The 18,699-nt window shown below is 34.8% G+C and carries 11 protein-coding genes; 6 read left to right on the top strand and 5 right to left on the bottom strand.

The genetic code is table 11. The features are described 5' to 3' along the window. Position 1 precedes the first annotated feature (1 nt). The gene (locus tag FUA22_RS15965; protein WP_147769590.1) at positions 2-859 is read left to right on the top strand and encodes a fructosamine kinase family protein; all 858 of its coding nucleotides are present in this window, start codon (positions 2-4) and stop codon (positions 857-859) included. A gap of 218 nt (positions 860-1,077) precedes the next feature. Further along, positions 1,078-4,734, top strand: a complete 3,657-nt coding sequence (gene purL / locus FUA22_RS15960) for a phosphoribosylformylglycinamidine synthase (protein ID WP_147769589.1) — start codon at positions 1,078-1,080, stop codon at positions 4,732-4,734. 75 nt (positions 4,735-4,809) lie between these two features. On the opposite strand, the gene ppdK is transcribed toward purL, so the two are convergent. The 5 genes from ppdK to pflB form a co-directional block, all read right to left on the bottom strand. Continuing rightward, positions 4,810-7,539, bottom strand: a complete 2,730-nt coding sequence (ppdK, locus tag FUA22_RS15955) for a pyruvate, phosphate dikinase (RefSeq protein ID WP_147769588.1) — start codon at positions 7,537-7,539, stop codon at positions 4,810-4,812. A gap of 212 nt (positions 7,540-7,751) precedes the next feature. Then, positions 7,752-9,008, bottom strand: coding sequence for an L-lactate MFS transporter (locus tag FUA22_RS15950; protein ID WP_147769587.1), 1,257 nt, complete (start codon positions 9,006-9,008; stop codon positions 7,752-7,754). A gap of 47 nt (positions 9,009-9,055) precedes the next feature. Continuing rightward, the gene (locus FUA22_RS15945) at positions 9,056-9,886 is read right to left on the bottom strand and encodes a tetratricopeptide repeat protein (protein ID WP_147769586.1); all 831 of its coding nucleotides are present in this window, start codon (positions 9,884-9,886) and stop codon (positions 9,056-9,058) included. Position 9,887: 1 nt separating this feature from the next. Then, positions 9,888-10,610, bottom strand: a complete 723-nt coding sequence (gene pflA / locus FUA22_RS15940; RefSeq protein ID WP_241664846.1) for a pyruvate formate-lyase-activating protein — start codon at positions 10,608-10,610, stop codon at positions 9,888-9,890. Positions 10,611-10,711: 101 nt separating this feature from the next. Next, positions 10,712-12,937, bottom strand: coding sequence for a formate C-acetyltransferase (pflB, locus tag FUA22_RS15935; protein ID WP_147769584.1), 2,226 nt, complete (start codon positions 12,935-12,937; stop codon positions 10,712-10,714). A 467-nt stretch (positions 12,938-13,404) separates the two neighbouring features. On the opposite strand from pflB, the gene FUA22_RS15930 reads away from it, so the two are divergent. The 4 genes from FUA22_RS15930 to FUA22_RS15915 all read left to right on the top strand — a co-directional run bounded on the left by FUA22_RS15930 (position 13,405) and on the right by FUA22_RS15915 (position 18,698). Continuing rightward, positions 13,405-15,174 (top strand): AMP-dependent synthetase/ligase, encoded by a 1,770-nt coding sequence (locus FUA22_RS15930; RefSeq protein ID WP_147769583.1) that lies wholly within the window; start codon positions 13,405-13,407, stop codon positions 15,172-15,174. A gap of 126 nt (positions 15,175-15,300) precedes the next feature. Next, a complete protein-coding gene (locus FUA22_RS15925) occupies positions 15,301-15,693 on the top strand; it encodes a hypothetical protein (protein WP_147769582.1) in 393 nt (130 codons plus the stop codon). A gap of 137 nt (positions 15,694-15,830) precedes the next feature. After that, on the top strand, positions 15,831-16,271 hold the full coding sequence (locus FUA22_RS15920; RefSeq protein ID WP_147769581.1) for a MarR family winged helix-turn-helix transcriptional regulator: 441 nt from the start codon (positions 15,831-15,833) through the stop codon (positions 16,269-16,271). Between the two features lie 18 nt (positions 16,272-16,289). Further along, positions 16,290-18,698 (top strand): 3-hydroxyacyl-CoA dehydrogenase/enoyl-CoA hydratase family protein, encoded by a 2,409-nt coding sequence (locus tag FUA22_RS15915; RefSeq protein ID WP_147769580.1) that lies wholly within the window; start codon positions 16,290-16,292, stop codon positions 18,696-18,698. Position 18,699: the final 1 nt, after the last annotated feature.

Here is an 18,699-nt window from a genome sequence, read left to right as displayed (position 1 = left end):
GATGAATAAGGGTTTAAAATTGCATCTCTCAAACCTTCTAGAGGATACCATCATTAATGTATCATCAATTGGTGGTGGAGATATTTCTCGGGCTTATAAAGCTGACACATCAAACTGCGCTTATTTTTTAAAAATGAATAGTGTCAGCGCATTAAATATATTTAAAACGGAAGCTTATGGTTTGGACCTGATTGCAAAAACAAACACCATAAAAACACCAAACATTATAGCTTTTGGCAAGTTTGAAAACGCTTCTTTCTTACTGATGGATTTTATTGAATCTAAACGGGCTAGCGCTGAAGATTATGAGATTTTAGGTGAACAATTGGCAGCTTTACACAAATGTACTTCGGAAAATTTTGGATTGGACAAAGACAATTATATTGGTAGTTTACCACAAAGCAATACTACGCACAATACTTGGGTAGAGTTTTACACGTATGAGCGCTTATTGCCACAACTTGAAATAGCAAAACAAATTGGCTTACTTTCTGGTTCTGAGAGTCCGCCTGAGCAACGCATTATAGGTCAATTGGAATCATTGTTTAACGGCATAAAACCGTCATTACTTCATGGTGATTTATGGAGTGGAAATTATTTAATTTCAAAAGTGGGTGAACCTTATTTAATTGACCCCGCAGTTTATTACGGACATAACGAAGTTGATATTGCCATGACAAAATTATTCGGTGGTTTTGGCAACACCTTTTATGAGTCTTATCATTCTCATTTTCCTTCTTACTCCAATACCTCAGCGCGTATAGAGATTTACCAATTGTATTATTTACTGGTGCATTTAAATTTATTTGGGAGTAGTTATTATGGCTCGGTGGTTACTATTTTAAACAAATACTTCTAATATAACTTAAGCGTTAGGGATTGAAGCATTTGTTGAAGCTCCCCTACACAGGAGGGAGCGACTGCTGAAAGCCATATCCATGGGTAACGTCCAAACAATTAAAACTCTTGTTAAAAATACTGTTAATAAGCCTCTTGTCTTTGATAAAAAAAGCCATCTTGAATAGTTAAAAATGTGTATTTTTGCACTTTCTTTAAACACACACAAATAAATAGATAATGATTCACTTCTTTGGAAACACAAATAGCAAAGTTTTTGCTGTTCAAACAACAAAAGAATTATCAACGGAGACCATCTCAAAATTAACGTGGTTATTTGGCAACCAACCTAAAATAGAACAAGCATCATTAGATGCTTTTTTTGTTGGTCCGCGTGCTGCCATGATTACGCCTTGGAGTACCAATGCGGTTGAGATTACCCAAAACATGGGTATTCAAGACATTATTAGGATTGAGGAATTTGATGCGGTTTCTGAAGATTTTAAGGATTTTGACCCAATGATTTCTGAGAAATTTAATGGACTGAATCAAGAATCTTTTACCATTGATATTGAACCGGAACCTATTTTGGATATTGAAGATATTGCGGCTTATAATGCGCAGGAAGGTTTGTCTTTAAGTGATGAAGAGGTAGCGTATTTGGAAGGTGTTGCGAAGAAAATTGATCGTCCTTTGACTGATTCTGAGGTGTTTGGATTTTCCCAGGTTAATAGTGAACACTGTCGCCATAAAATTTTCAACGGTACATTTGTTATTGACGGTGAGGAAAAACCAACCTCTTTATTTAAGTTGATCAAAGAAACTTCGAAGCAAAACCCTAACGATATTGTTTCGGCATATAAAGATAATGTGGCTTTTATTAAAGGCCCAAAAGTGGAACAGTTTGCGCCAAAACGTGCCGATATTCCTGATTTTTATACTACTGAAGATTTTGAATCTGTGATTTCACTTAAAGCGGAAACGCATAATTTCCCAACAACTGTTGAGCCTTTTAATGGTGCTGCAACCGGTTCTGGTGGTGAAATTAGAGATAGGTTAGCAGGTGGAAAAGGGTCGCTTCCTTTAGCAGGAACTGCGGTTTATATGACATCTTATTCTAGATTAGAAGAAAACCGTCCATGGGAAAAAGTTGTTGAAGAACGCGATTGGTTATACCAAACGCCTATGGATATTTTAATAAAAGCATCTAACGGAGCTTCAGACTTTGGAAACAAATTTGGGCAACCCCTTATTTGTGGTTCGGTATTGACTTTTGAACATGAAGAGGAAGCCAGAAAACTTGGGTTTGATAAAGTGATTATGCAAGCTGGTGGTATTGGCTACGGTAAAGCAGACCAAGCTTTAAAGGACACACCAAAAACTGGTGATAAAATTGTAATTCTAGGTGGTGAAAATTACCGCATAGGTATGGGTGGAGCTGCGGTATCTAGTGCCGACACAGGAGAATTTGCTTCTGGTATTGAGTTAAACGCTGTACAGCGTTCTAACCCTGAAATGCAAAAACGTACTGCAAACGCGGTTCGTGGAATGGTAGAAAGTGAAGAAAACTTTATTGTTTCCATTCATGACCATGGTGCTGGCGGACACTTAAACTGTCTGTCTGAATTAGTTGAAGATACGGGTGGAAAAATAGATTTGGATGCTTTACCAGTTGGTGACCCTACCCTATCTGACAAAGAAATTATTGGTAACGAATCTCAAGAACGTATGGGATTGGTTATTGGTGAAGACCATATTGAAACATTACATAAAATAGCAGACCGCGAGCGCTCGCCAATGTACACTGTTGGGGATGTTACTGGTGACGATAGATTTACATTCCAATCTAAAACTAAAGGTAATAAACCTATGGATTTAGCCATGGAAGATATGTTTGGTAGTTCGCCTAAAACTATCATGACGGATCATACGGTTGAAAGAAACTACGCTGATGTTTCTTATAATGCCGATGATTTTTACAAATACTTGGACCAGGTTTTACAACTTGAAGCGGTGGCATGTAAAGATTGGTTAACAAATAAAGTAGACCGTTGCGTTGGTGGTAAAGTGGCCAAACAACAATGTGCTGGTCCTCTACAATTACCATTAAACAACGTTGGAGTGATGGCGTTGGATTATAAAGGAAAAGAAGGTATTGCTACTTCTATTGGGCATTCGCCTATTTCTGGATTGATTAACCCTGTTGCTGGAAGTAGAAATTCAATCACCGAAGCTTTAACCAATATTGTTTGGGCGCCTTTAAAAGACGGATTGCAAAATGTATCACTATCTGCTAACTGGATGTGGCCTTGTAAAAATGAAGGTGAAGATGCACGTTTGTATGAAGCGGTTGAAGCCATTTCAGAATTTGCTATTGATTTGGGCATCAATGTTCCTACAGGGAAAGATTCGCTTTCAATGAAACAAAAGTACCCTAGTGAGGATGTGATTTCTCCGGGTACGGTAATTATATCAGCTGCAGCTAATTGTAACGATATTTCTAAAGTTGTTGAGCCCGTTTTCAACAAAAATGGTGGAGCCGTTTATTACATCAACCTATCGCAAGATGATTTTAAATTAGGCGGAAGTTCTTTTGCACAAGTCTTAAACAAAATAGGAAATGATGCTCCTAATGTAAAAGATGCTGGGTACGTTAAAAACGTATTTAATACCATTCAAAATTTAATCAGAAATGAGCAAATAGTAGCTGGACATGATGTGGCTTCGGGAGGATTAATCACTACGCTTTTAGAATTATGTTTTACCGATAATAATGTTGGAGCTGAATTAGACTTATCTGCTTTAAACGAAAAGGATACTATAAAAATATTATTTGCTGAAAATGCTGGAATTGTAATTCAAGCGAAGGATGCCTCCATTGAAACCGTATTGTCTAATGCGAATATTGATTTTGTTAACATTGGAAAAGTAACTGAAAGTGACAACTTAAGTGTAATTAATAATGCTGAAGTATTTACCATGACTGTTTCTCGCTTAAGAGATGTTTGGTACAAAACATCATACTTATTAGACCAAAAACAGACAGCAAATAATTTAGCTGAAGAGAGATTCAATAATTATAAAAATCAACCTTTACAATATACATTCCCAGAACATTTTACTGGTAAATTACCTGAAAAAGGAAACCGAAGACCAAAGGCCGCTATTCTACGCGAAAAAGGAAGTAACTCAGAACGTGAAATGGCAAATGCTATGTATTTAGCTGGTTTTGATGTGAAAGATGTTCATATGACCGATTTAATTTCTGGTCGTGAAACCTTAGAAGATATTCAGTTTTTAGGAGCTGTTGGTGGGTTTAGTAATTCAGACGTTTTAGGTTCAGCCAAAGGTTGGGCAGGTGCTATTAAATACAACGAAAAAGCAAATAAAGCCATTCAAAATTTCTTTGATAGAGAAGACACGCTATCTGTTGGAATTTGTAACGGATGTCAGTTATTCATGGAGCTTGAAGAAATTACTCCGGAGCATGACATCCATGGAAAAATGCATCATAATGATTCACATAAACACGAAAGCTCTTTTACATCAGTAAAAATACAGGAGAATAATTCTGTAATGCTATCAACGTTAGCAGGAGCTAACTTAGGGGTTTGGATTTCTCACGGAGAAGGAAAATTTAATTTACCGTATGCCGAAGTTAAGTATCATATTGTTGCAAAATATGGTTATGAAGGCTATCCTCATAATCCGAACGGCTCTGACTTTAACACGGCTATGATGAGCGACAAAACAGGTCGCCATTTAGTAACGATGCCACATATAGAACGCTCTATATTCCAATGGAATTGGGCTAACTATCCTGACGGACGTAAAGACGAGGTTTCTCCTTGGTTAGAAGCTTTTGTTAATGCACGTAAATGGGTTGAAAAGCACTAAAAACCTTTCCTTATAAAATTAGAAACCCCGAAGTAAACTTCGGGGTTTCAATCAAAAAAAGAAAAACGGAAAACACTATCTGGTTGCTTTAATAGCAGCTTGCGCCGCAGCAACTCTGGCGATAGGAACTCTATAAGGAGAACAACTTACGTAATTCATCCCTGTATTATAACAGAACTCAACAGAGCTTGGTTCACCACCATGTTCACCGCATATACCTACTTTTAGGTCTTTTTTGGTTGAACGCCCTTTGGTTGTTCCAATTTCAACTAATTGTCCAACACCTTCTTGGTCTAAAACTTCAAATGGATCTACTTTTAATATTCCTTTTTCAATGTATATAGGTAAGAACTTACCAGCATCATCACGAGAATATCCAAATGCCATTTGTGTTAAATCATTGGTTCCGAATGAGAAGAAATCAGCTTTTTTAGCTATTAAATCAGCAGTTAATGCAGCACGAGGAATTTCAATCATAGTACCAACTAGATATTCTACTTTATCATTTCTTTCCTCAAACACCTTATCAGCAGTAGCTCTAATAATAGCTTCTTGACTTTCAAATTCGGCAATTGTACCAATTAAAGGAACCATAATTTCAGGTTTGGCCTCAATACCTCTTTCTTTGAGGTTTAAAGCAGCCTCAATAATAGCTCTGGCTTGCATTTCGGTAATTTCTGGATAAGTAATTCCTAATCTACAACCTCTATGACCTAACATTGGGTTAAACTCTTCAAGTTCAGCAACCTTATTTTTAACCTCTAACAAAGTAATGTGCATATCTTCGGCTAAACTTCTCTGTGTTTCTAATTGATGAGGCACAAATTCATGTAAAGGTGGATCTAATAACCTTACTGTAACTGGTAATCCCGCCATTGCTTCAAAAATACCTTCAAAATCAGAACGCTGCATTGGTAATAATTCTTTTAATGCCTCTTTTCTACCTTTTACAGTATCAGCAAGAATCATTTCACGCATAGCCTTAATTCTATCAACTTCAAAGAACATATGCTCGGTACGTGTTAATCCAATACCTTGAGCGCCAAAATTACGAGCCACTTGTGCATCTTTAGGAGAATCTGCATTAGTTCTCACTTGCATTTTAGTGAACTTCTCAGATAAATCCATGATTTCTGCAAACTCACCACTTAATTCTGGCTCAATAGTAGGCACTTTACCTTCAAAAATATGACCTGTAGAACCATTTAAAGAAATCCAATCACCTTCATGATATTCATGACCATCAACAGTTAATGTTCGTGATTTATAGTCAATTTTTAAGGCACCTGCACCAGACACACAACATTTACCCATACCACGGGCTACAACAGCTGCGTGAGATGTCATACCGCCTCGGGCAGTTAAAATACCTCTTGCAATGTTCATTCCTTCTAAATCTTCCGGAGAAGTTTCAATTCTAACTAAAATACTACTCTTGTATCTAGCTGCTTCATCAGCGAAGAACACAATTTTACCTGTAGCTGCTCCTGGAGATGCTGGTAAACCTTGAGCTATTGCTTGTGCACTTGCTAATGCTTTTGGATCAAAAACAGGGTGCAATAATTCATCTAATTTATTTGGTTCAATTTGAAGTAATGCTTCTTCTTCAGTAATTAAACCTTCTTTACATGAATCCATAGCTATTTTAACCATGGCAGCACCAGTACGTTTACCATTACGTGTTTGAAGTATCCAAAGTTTACCTTGTTGAATTGTAAACTCCATATCTTGCATATCACGATAATGTAACTCAAGTTTTTCTTGGTACTCGTTTAACTCTTCATATATTTCTGGCATTAACTCTTCTAAAGAAGGGTAATTCGCAATTCTATCTTCTTCTTCTACCTGAGCCAATTCTGCCCAACGTTGAGACCCTATTTTTGTGATTTGCTGTGGTGTTCTAACACCAGCCACTACGTCTTCACCTTGTGCATCAATTAAATATTCTCCATTAAATATATTTTCTCCAGTTGCTGCATCTCTTGTAAAACAAACACCAGTTCCTGAATCTAATCCCATATTTCCATATACCATGGCTTGAACATTAACAGCTGTTCCCCATTCTGAAGGATAACCATTCATATTTCTATAATATATAGCTCTATCACCGTTCCAACTATTGAATACAGCAATTATAGCTCCTGTTAACTGATCCCAAGGATCTGTTGGGAAATCATGACCGGTACGTTTCTTTACAGCTTCTTTAAAGTCATAAACCAAATCTTTTAAATCTTGAATAGTAAACTCTGTATCTAATTCAATATCTCTCTTATGTTTAAGAGCTTCCATTATTTCTTCAAATGGATCAATATCCTCTTTAGACTCTGGCTTCATTCCTAAAACTACACCACCATACATCTGAATAAAACGCCTGTACGAATCCCATGCAAAACGCTCATTATTAGTCTGTTTTGCAATTCCTAAAACGGCATCATCATTAAGACCTAAATTTAATACAGTATCCATCATCCCTGGCATAGAAACTCTAGCACCAGAACGTACAGAAATAAGTAATGGATTTTCCTTATCTCCAAACTTAGTTCCCATGATGTTCTCAATATTAGCTATGGCACTTTCCACCTCATCTCTAATAAAGCCCATTGCTGCTTCTTCTCCTAATTGATTGTATTCTGTACAAACTTCAGTAGTAATTGTAAACCCTGGAGGAACCGGAATTCCAATAGAACTCATTTCAGCTAAATTAGCTCCCTTTCCACCTAGGAGATTTTTCATTTCGCGGTTACCATCGGCCTCCTTATTACCAAATTTGTAAACCCGTGTTTTCACATTTTCTAGTAATTCCATAATATTTATTTTTGATTACATTTTTTTCTAAAATTCCATATAAAAGTACGTTTTAACATGAGGTATTTTCATGACATAAATCATATAATCCCTTTAAAATCAATAGTTTTTTAAATATTTTTTGTAAAAACAAAAAACCCCGAAGCAATCATAACCTGCCTCGGGGTTTTTCAATAAAAAAAGAAAAAATGGAACTGTTTTAAATTTGCTTTTTATGCAAATTTCAAGTCTTTATTTATTTTTCTGTAAGCTTGTGTTACAGTTCGTTTCATTAATAATGATACAACAAATGCTACAATAAATAATCCCGCAAATACTGCAAGCGTATCATCTACAGATTTTGTTATATTTTTAACAACATCATAAACTGTTGGACCAACAACACCAGCTAAAGCCCATGCCGTTAATACCATACCATGAATAGCACCTAATTGTTTGGTTCCGAATAAATCGCCTAAAAAAGCTGGTAAAGTTGCAAAGCCACCACCATACATAGTAATTACAGTAAATAATATTACTAAAAATGCTAATTCCATCGATATTTGTGGTAATAACCAGAATGCTAAAATTTGGAAAGCAAAGAATACTATATAAGTATTTGCTCTTCCTAAGTAATCTGATAATGTAGACCACATAATTCTACCTAACCCATTAAACACCCCAATTAAACCAACTATTGCGGCAGCCTCCATTGGTGTATAGCTTAGTTTCTCCTGCATCATTGGGCTGGCAGCAGAAATTACTGCAATACCACAAGAAATGTTTATAAACATCATAATCCAGATATAATAAAAACGTGATGTTTTTAAAGCCTCATTAGCAGTGATATTTGAAATATCTGCTTTAATAGTTTTTCCTTCGCCTGGTTTGAAACCTTCTGGCATATATCCTTCCGGTGGTCTTTCAATATATCTAGCCGAAGCTAATATTAAAATCATATAGATGGCTCCTAAAATGTAAAATGCATTAGATACTCCAACTGAATCAAATAATGATTGCATTACGGGGCCAAATATTAAAGCTGCAAAACCAAAGCCCATAATTGCCATTCCAGTTGCCAAACCACGTCTGTCTGGAAACCATTTAACCAATGTACTTACTGGAGTAATGTATCCTAATCCAAGACCTATACCTCCAATTACACCGTAGCATAAGTAAAACAACCAAAGTGATTCTAATTGCACTGCAAGACCAGATCCTAAAATACCAAATCCGTAAAATAATCCTGCTGTTGTTCCACTAACTTTTGGACCAACTTTTTCTACCCATCTACCTAAAAATGCTGCTGATAACCCTAGTAATAAAATAGCAATTTTAAATGCCCACTTTATCACACTTCCATCAACATCGAATATATCCTTTACTGGGTTGGTCATTACTGAATATGCATACACAGATCCTATTGAAATGTGTATCCCCACTGCTGAAGCAGCTATCAACCAACGATTTTTTAATTTTTGTGTTTTCATGTTTTCCTAATTGTTTTTCTTCACAAAAGACTATTGTCTTTTATGCTTTATTCCGTTTTGACCCAAAAATTTTCACATCTTTTTTGTTCAGCTATTCTTAAAATTGAAAAACCTAATTCTATGGCCTTTTCAAAATCTTCACAGGCTTGTTCTTTCTCGCCTAATTCGTATTTGGCAAGACCTCTCAAAAAATAAGCGTTCTTGTTTTTGGGATTTAATTCTATTGATTTATTACAGTCAAGAACAGCTCCCTTCATGTCATGAGGAAATCTTGTCCCAGCTCTATTTATATATACTCTGGCATTTGTAGAATCTTGAGAAATGAAACTATCAAAATCTTGTTTAGCCTGCACTGATTTACCTATTGCTAAAAACACTCTACCTCTATTAAGTAGTAATTCTAATTGAGATGAATTTTCTATTTGTGTATTAAGTTTACTAAGGGTGTCTTCAAAATTTGGTCTTACCCAAAAGCCAAGTGTTGTCTTGATTCTTCCGGCGCAATTGTCTTCAATTAAATCAAATGACACATAATTGTCTGTTTGATCTATTTTATACAAGCCATATCCTTCACAAGCTTGACCTTTCTTATCTACAAACTTGATAGTATCATTCTTTATTTCATATTCAGCGACTACATCAATACTCTTATCATTTCCAAAATCGCCTTCAACAAGTCCATTTTTTTTGAAATTAAAACTTGTGTTTCCAGCATGACCTACCTTAATCCATTTGCCAACTATTGGGTGATCAATATTTACAGCATCTTGCTTTTTCTCAGAATTATTGCAACTAAATAGAATCCCATTAAATAGAAGAAATACCACCATAAATTTTGGTGTTATTCCTAAACTATATGAGATTTTATTTGTTTTCATTTTAATTAAGCTTCACTTCCTTGAAATAGTTTTTCAGTATTTCAACAGCTGATTCTAATTCTTCCTCAGTGTTCTCTCTAGCATCATTCAACTTATACTCCCAACCTAAAGCTTCCCATTTATGGATACCTAGTTTATGGTATGGTTGAATTTCAATCTTCTCAATGGTTTTATAATCTTTAAAATAGTTTCCCATTTCGTGTAACAATTCCGGGGTATTTGTAATCCCTGGAATTAAAACATAACGCAACCACATAGCTTTACCTGAAGCTTCTCTGTGTTTAGCAAAATTGAAAGTGGTCTCTTTATTTTTCTGACCCGTTAACATTTGATATCCATCTTCATGCATATGTTTGATATCTAGCATAACCAAATCTGTATACTTATCTAACAGTTCTTCAGTAAAGTGATTAAACACTCTGCCATTAGTATCTACATTAGTATGAATTCCTTCTTCCTTTAACCTCTGAAAAAAATGAACCAACTCTTTTGACTGCAATAAAGGCTCTCCGCCAGAAACCGTAACACCACCAAATTCACCAAAATAAGATTTCATATTAACAGCTCTTTTTACTAAGCTCTCTATAGGATATTCTTTTCCTCCGTGGGTATCTATGGTATCTGGATTGTGGCAGTACAAACATTTTAGTTTGCACCCTTGTAAAAACACAACCATTCGTATTCCAGGTCCGTCATGAGTGCCAAACGATTCAACCGAATGCACTCTCAATGTGTAATCTGCAGTTTTGATAAGGTATTAGATTTAAAGTTAGAACTTCCGAAAGGTACTAATTTTCGGAAGTCCTCACTCGACTAATTTTATAATTACATTGAATCGTGGAACGATCTTGTTATAACCTCCATCTGTTGCTCCTTTGTCAGTCTTATAAAGTTTACAGCATATCCTGAAACTCTAATTGTTAACTGTGGATACTCTTCTGGATTCTCCATAGCATCTAGTAACGTTTCTTTATTCAAAACATTAACATTTAAATGCTGTGCATTTCTTGAGAAGTAACCATCTAGTGTTGCAGATAAATTTGAGATTCTATCTTCTTCAGAAGCTCCTAAAGATTTAGGAACTATTGAGAATGTATTTGAAATACCATCTTGAGAATCTTTATAATCAATTTTAGCTACAGAGTTTAAAGATGCAATGGCTCCGTGAGTGTCACGTCCATGCATTGGGTTTGCACCTGGTGCAAATGGAACACCTTTAGCTCTACCATCTGGAGTAGCTCCCGTTTTCTTACCATATACTACATTTGATGTAATTGTAAGTACAGACATTGTAGGTTCTGCATTTTTATAAACTGGTAAGGCCTTTAATTCGTTATTGAAATCTTCAACAGCATCATGAGCAAATATATCTACTCTATCATCATCATTTCCATATTTAGGGAAATCACCTTCTATTTCAAAATCAATTGTTAAACCTTGTTCATTTCTTACTGGCTTCACTTTAGCATATTTAATAGCCGATAATGAATCTGCTACAATTGATAAACCAGCAACACCATATGCAATGTTAATATCTGGGTTAGTATCAATTAACGCCATTTGAGCTTTTTCGTAGTAATATTTATCATGCATGTAGTGAATGATATTCATAGAATCATTATACACACGTGCTACTTCTTTCATGGCTACTTTGTAGTTAGCCATTACTTTATCGAAATCTAAATATTCACCTTCCAATGGCTCAACACCTTCCACCATTTGAGTTCCTGTATTTTCACAACGTCCACCATTAATAGCTAATAAAAGTGTTTTAGCTAAATTGGTTCTTGCTCCAAAGAATTGGATTTGCTTACCTAAAGCTTGGTAAGACACACAACATGCAATACCGTAATCATCAGATCCACGCATTGTACGCATCATATCATCATTTTCAAACTGAATTGAAGATGTATCAATAGCTACCTTAGAACAGTAGTTTTTAAAGTTTTGAGGTAAACTATTAGACCAAAGAATAGTAATATTTGGCTCTGGTGATGCACCTAAGTTATATAAGGTATTTAAGAAACGGAATGATGTTTTTGTAACCTTAGTTCTTCCATCTGAGAACATACCACCAATAGCTTCTGTTACCCAAGTTGGATCTCCAGCAAAAATTTCTTCGTAAGCTCCCATTCTTAAATGGCGAACCATACGTAATTTCATTACGAATTGGTCAATATACTCTTGCGCTTCAACCTCAGTAATTACACCTGCTTCTAAGTCTTTTTCAATAAAAATATCAAGGAAAGAAGATACATTACCCAATGACATTGCAGCACCATCTTGTTCTTTTACAGCTGCTAAGTAAGCCATATAAGTCCATTGTACGGCTTCCTGAGCATTTTGAGCTGGACGAGATAAATCAAGGTCATATTTTTTACCCATCTCTATCATGTCTTTTAAGGCCTTAATTTGTTCTGATACTTCTTCGCGTAAACGAATAACAGCATCACTCATAGGCCCCTCTATACCAGCAAAGTCTTCTTTTTTAGCTTCAATTAATCTATCTATACCATAAAGAGCAACTCTACGATAATCACCAATAATACGACCACGAGCGTAATTATCAGGTAATCCTGTTAAAAGCCCTAAAGAACGGAACTTTTTAATTTCATCATTATAAGCAGAAAACACACCGTCATTATGACTCTTTACATATTTAGAAAACAATTCTGTAACAGTGTTACTTGGCACCAAACCATGCTCCTGTAGTGCTTTCTGAACCACTTTAAAACCTCCAAAAGGTTTCATTGCACGTTTTAATAATTCATCTGTTTGTAAACCAACTATAACCTCATTCTCTTTATCAATATATCCTGCCTCGAAATTGCTTATTCCAGATATGATTTCTGTATCAACAGAACGTACACCATTGTTTTGGCGCTCTTCTTTAGAAGCTTCTAAGCAAACATCCCAAAGTTTTTTAGTACGCTCACTAGGGCCCACTAAAAACTCATCATTTCCATAATAAGGAGTTACATTATTAATTACAAAATCTCTGACGTCAATAGCATCATTCCAAACGCTATTCTTAAATTGTTTTAATTCCATTTTTTTTACTTCTTTATTTACTATAATATGATCTCTTATTTTATACATCAAAATTACTCTACATATAAAACAATTAAACTGACTTTTGTCATAAAACCTTGATATAGCATGGTTTCAAAGCTAAAATACTTTACGAAAACGTTTGAATTTTTTTTTGATTTTAACGAATCATCAAAGGTTTTAAGACCAGACTTTACAAAAATGTAATACCCGTAATCTTTTTTATAATTATTGGCATTTTTTCCGGTCAAGAATTGCACTTTTCGTAAAAATTAATGAAAATGCGTTCACAATTTGAAAAAAATCTAAAAATTTAAAAGAATACCTTAACAATATGGTTAATCAACAATAAAAAAGATAATCCAATTTAAGAACCAACTAAAATCTAATAATATTTATCCTTTTGACTCAAATTTGAAAATCATATTTAATTTCATACTTTGCAATACAGCATTTCAAAAAAACACATGACAGAGATTACTAGAATTTTTGATTTTCCTCCGTATCAACTTGAGAAGTTTAGTTTAAAAAAAGCATTTACCTCAAAGTACGATGGTAAATGGGTTAGTATATCAACACAAGAATATATTAATCAATATAATCAGATAAGTAGAGGCTTATTAAGGCTTGGGGTTAAACCTAACGACAAAATTGCGGTTATCTCATCAACAAATCGTACAGAATGGAACGTTTTAGACATGAGTATTTTACAAATTGGGGCACAAAATGTCCCTATTTACCCTACTATTTCTAAAGAGGATTACGAGTATGTTTTAAATCATTCCGAAGCTACGTATTGTTTTGTGTCAGACGAAACTATTTTAGAAAAACTAAACCAGATAAAAGGAAACACCAAGCTTAAGGAGGTGTATTCTTTTAATAAAATTGCAGGCGAAAAGAATTGGCAGGATGTTTTAGATTTAGGCAAAGATGAAAGTAATCAAAAGGAAGTAGAAACCATAAGAGATTCTGTAAAACCTGATGATTTAGCAACCTTAATCTACACCTCTGGAACTACTGGAAAACCTAAGGGCGTTATGCTGTCTCACGACAATTTAGTATCTAATGTTATTGATAGTTCATCACGTGTTCCTATGGAACATGGTAATTCATCAGCATTAAGTTTTTTACCTGTTTGTCATGTTTTTGAACGCATGATTCTGTATCTATACCAGTATTGTGGTACAGAGATTTATTTTGCTGAGAGCATAGAAACCATTAGCGAAAACTTAAAAGAAATTAAGCCATCTATAATGACTGCAGTTCCAAGGTTATATGAAAAGGTTTATGATAAGATTATAGCTAAAGGTGCAGCACTTAAGGGCATTAAAAAAATGTTATTTTTTTGGGCCGTTGATTTAGGTTTAAAATTTGAGCCTTACGGAAAGAATGGATGGTGGTATGAGTTCAGATTAAAAATAGCCAGAAAACTAATTTTCAGTAAATGGAAAGAAGGCCTAGGTGGAAACCTGGATACTTTAGTCTCTGGAAGTGCCGCTTTACAACCAAGATTAATTAGAATATTTTCTGCCGCAGAAATGCCTATTTTAGAAGGATACGGACTTACGGAAACTTCACCGGTCGTCTCAGTAAACTGCCCTTATAATATGGGAATCCAGATTGGAACTGTAGGAAGAATTATTGATAATGTTGAAGTTAAGATTGCCGAAGATGGTGAAATTTTAGTAAAAGGTCCAAATGTAATGAAAGGGTATTATAAAGACCCAGTAAAAACCGCAGAAGTGATGAGTGGCGATTATTTTCACACGGGTGATATTGGTGAAGTTTGTGATGATAATTTCCTTAAAATTACAGATCGTAAAAAAGACATGTTTAAAACCTCTGGAGGTAAATATATTGTACCTGCACTTCTTGAAAATAAATTTAAACAATCTCGCTTTATAGAGCAGATTATGGTTATTGGCGAAGGGCAAAAAATGCCTGCAGCATTAATTCAAATTAATTATGAATTTGTTGAAGAATGGGCTAAAAGGCATGATATTACTTTTGAATCCAAAGAAGCCATTTTAAACAGTAAACAGCTTCATGAACGTATTCAAGAAGAAATTGACGAAGCTAACACCAACTTTGGTAAATGGGAACAAATTAAAAAGTTTGAAATAACCCCAGATATTTGGACCATTGATGATGGCCACCTTACTCCTACAATGAAAATGAAGCGAAAAGTGATTAAGGAAAAATACAAAGAACTCATTGAAAAAATTTATCAAGAGTAAGTGGAAAGTCAGTAATTTAAAACTTTAAAATTAAACACACTTCATTTCACAGCAACTTACTGAAATTTAATTATTTATATTATTTTTCATATTTTTAAGAATATCTAACTAATTAAAATTTAAAAAATGAAGACAAAAAATTTCTTAGTTGCCGGTATTGCTGGCGGTATTGTAGACTTCCTATTAGGGTGGTTATTTTATGGGATCTTATTTGTAGACACATTTCCACAACCTGAAGAAAGTTCACAAACCATGTTATTTATATTTTTAGGCTGTTTAACCTTTGGGTTGTTCATATCCTATATATATAATCAATGGGCTCAAATTTCTACTTTGGCTACTGGTGCAAAAGCAGGTGCTATAATTGGTGTTTTTATGGGTTTGTTTGACAACTTTTTTAATTTAGCAATGAATACGGACTTAACTTACTCATTGGCCGTTTTAAGTCTAGGAATTTACATAGTTATAGTAACTATAGTAGGTTCGGTTATTGGTTTAGTAAATGGAAAAATTGGGTAAATAATTTTCTCATTTATATTATAATTATGGCATCTTAATTATTAAGGTGCTATTTTTATTACAACGAATTTATATTTTTGAAAATTTATTATGCATGCATAATAAATTTTTCTATATTTGGCATTTAACCACCAACTATGAAGGACAAAACTATTGATTATATTCTTAGAACCACATGGCTTATGGTTCAAAAAATGTACAACGAAGAGGCTTCTAAATTTGAAAGCACCATGGCTACAGGCTTCACGCTTTTGAGTATTGACCCTGAAAAAGGCACGCCTTCAACTGCATTAGGTCCTAAAATGGGTATGGAAGCTACCAGCTTGTCCAGAATTTTAAAAACCATGGAAGGAAGAGGATTAATAGAAAGACACCCCAACCCGAAAGATGGTAGAGGCGTTTTAATTCATTTAACTGAATTCGGGCGTGAAAAAAGAGACTATTCTAGAGAAAAAGTACTCACATTTAATGAGACTATTAGGCGAAACGTTTCTGAAGAAAAAATGAACCATTTTTATGAAGTAGCTGAACTTATTATAGATATGGTTTCTAACAAAAAGATTTACAATCAAAAGTAATTTTAGATTTTAGGGGTAATGAGTAAACGAATAATTAAAAAAGTTGCGGTAATAGGTTCTGGAATCATGGGTAGCGGTATAGCTTGCCATTTTGCCAACATTGGTGTTGAGGTTTTATTACTTGATATAATTCCTAGAGAATTAAACGACATTGAAAAAAGCAAAGGGCTAACATTAGAAGATAAAGTTGTTAGAAATCGTTTAGTAGATGATTCTCTAAAAAAAGCTTTAAAAGCTAAACCCTCTCCTATTTATCACCAAAAATTTGCGAGTAGAATTACTACAGGTAATTTAGAAGATGAGATATCAGAAGTTAAAAATGTTGATTGGATTATTGAAGTTGTTGTAGAACGATTAGATATTAAAAAACAAGTTTTTGAAAGTATTGAAAAACATAGAACTTCAGGAACCTTGATTACATCTAACACTTCAGGTATCCCTATCAAATTTATGAGCGAGGGAAGAAGTGAAGATTTTCAAAAACATTTTTGTGGAACCCACTTTTTTAATCCAGCACGTTATTTAAAACTTTTTGAAATTATTCCTGGGCCTAAAACGTCACAAAACGTTCTTGATTTCCTTAATAATTATGGAGAACAATATTTAGGAAAAACATCAGTAGTGGCCAAAGACACGCCTGCATTTATAGGAAATCGAATTGGGATTTTTGGCATTCAATCTTTATTTCATCAGGTAAAAGAATTAGGCTTAACCATAGAAGAGGTTGATAAACTTACTGGTCCAGTTATTGGAAGACCAAAGTCGGCTACTTTTAGAACAGTTGATGTAGTGGGCTTAGACACATTAGTTCATGTTGCAAACGGTATATATGATAATTGTCCTGATGATGAAGCACATGAATTATTTAAACTTCCAGACTTCATCAATACTATGATGGAAAACAAATGGTTAGGAAGCAAAACAGGACAAGGTTTTTATAAAAAGATTAAAGGGGAAAATGGTAAGAGCGAAATTCTCTCTTTAGATTTAGAAACCCATGAATACCGCAGTAAAAAGAGAGCAAAATTTGCAACATTAGAGCTTACCAAAACTGTTGAAAAAGTAATTGACAGATTCAAAATATTAGTTTCAGGAAAAGATAAAGCTGGTACGTTCTACAGAAAGAATTTTGCAGCAATGTTCGCGTATGTTTCAAACAGAATTCCGGAAATATCAGATGAACTATACAAAATTGATGATGCTATGAAAGCAGGATTTGGATGGGAACATGGTCCGTTTCAAATCTGGGATGCTATTGGAGTTGAAAAAGGTATAGAAATTATGAAAGATGAAGGTTTAAAACCTGCTTCATGGGTGAAAGATATGTTAGCTTCAGGTAGTACGTCTTTCTATTCTATCGCTAACGGCGCGACACATTACTATAACATTCCATCAAAATCTCAAACTAAAAAACCAGGACAAGATGCGTTCATTATTCTAGATAATATTAGAAAGAGTAATGAAGTGTTCAAAAACTCTGGAGTAGTTATAGAAGATTTGGGAGATGGTATTATAAACTGTGAGTTCCAATCCAAAATGAATACCATTGGAGGTGACGTTTTAGCAGGATTAAACAAGGCAATAGATTTAGCCGAAAAAGATTTTGAGGGGTTGATTATTGGCAACCAAGGCGCAAATTTTTCAGTTGGCGCAAATATTGGTATGATTTTCATGATGGCTGTAGAGCAGGAATATGATGAACTTAATGGAGCAATCAAGTATTTTCAAGATACTATGATGCGTATGCGTTATTCATCTATTCCAACAATTTCTGCTCCTCATGGATTATCGTTAGGTGGTGCATGTGAACTCTCCATGCATGCCGATAAAGTTGTGGCTGCGGCCGAGACTTACATAGGTTTAGTTGAATTTGGAGTGGGCGTCATCCCTGGTGGCGCCGGTTCCAAAGAAATGGCACTTAGAGCTTCAGATTCTTTTAGAAAAGGTGATGTAGAATTAAATGTACTTCAAGAGTATTTTCTAACCATTGGGATGGCTAAAGTAGCAACATCGGCTTACGAAGCTTTCGATTTGGGAATACTTCAAAAAGGGAAAGACCTTGTTGTTGTTAATAGAAACAGACAAATTGCCACAGCTAAAGCTCATGCTAGATTAATGGCTGATGACGGCTATACGCAGCCAGTAAAAAGAAAAGATGTGAAAGTGCTTGGAAAACAAGCCTTAGGCATGTTTTTAGTTGGAACTGACTCCATGGAAGCCGCCCACTATATTAGTGAGCACGATCAGAAAATTGCCAACAAATTAGCTTATGTAATGGCTGGAGGAGACTTATCTGAACCCTCGTTAGTTAGCGAGCAATATTTGTTAGATTTAGAAAGAGAAGCCTTTTTAAGTTTATGTACAGAGCGTAAAACTTTAGAACGTATTCAGCACATGTTGAAGACAGGAAAACCTTTAAGAAATTAAA

This window comes from Seonamhaeicola maritimus (assembly GCF_008056315.1).
Classification (GTDB): Bacteria; Bacteroidota; Bacteroidia; order Flavobacteriales; family Flavobacteriaceae; genus Seonamhaeicola; species Seonamhaeicola maritimus.
The sequence above is the reverse complement of the archived record's forward strand: the minus strand, read 5'-3'. Positions and strand labels throughout refer to the sequence as shown.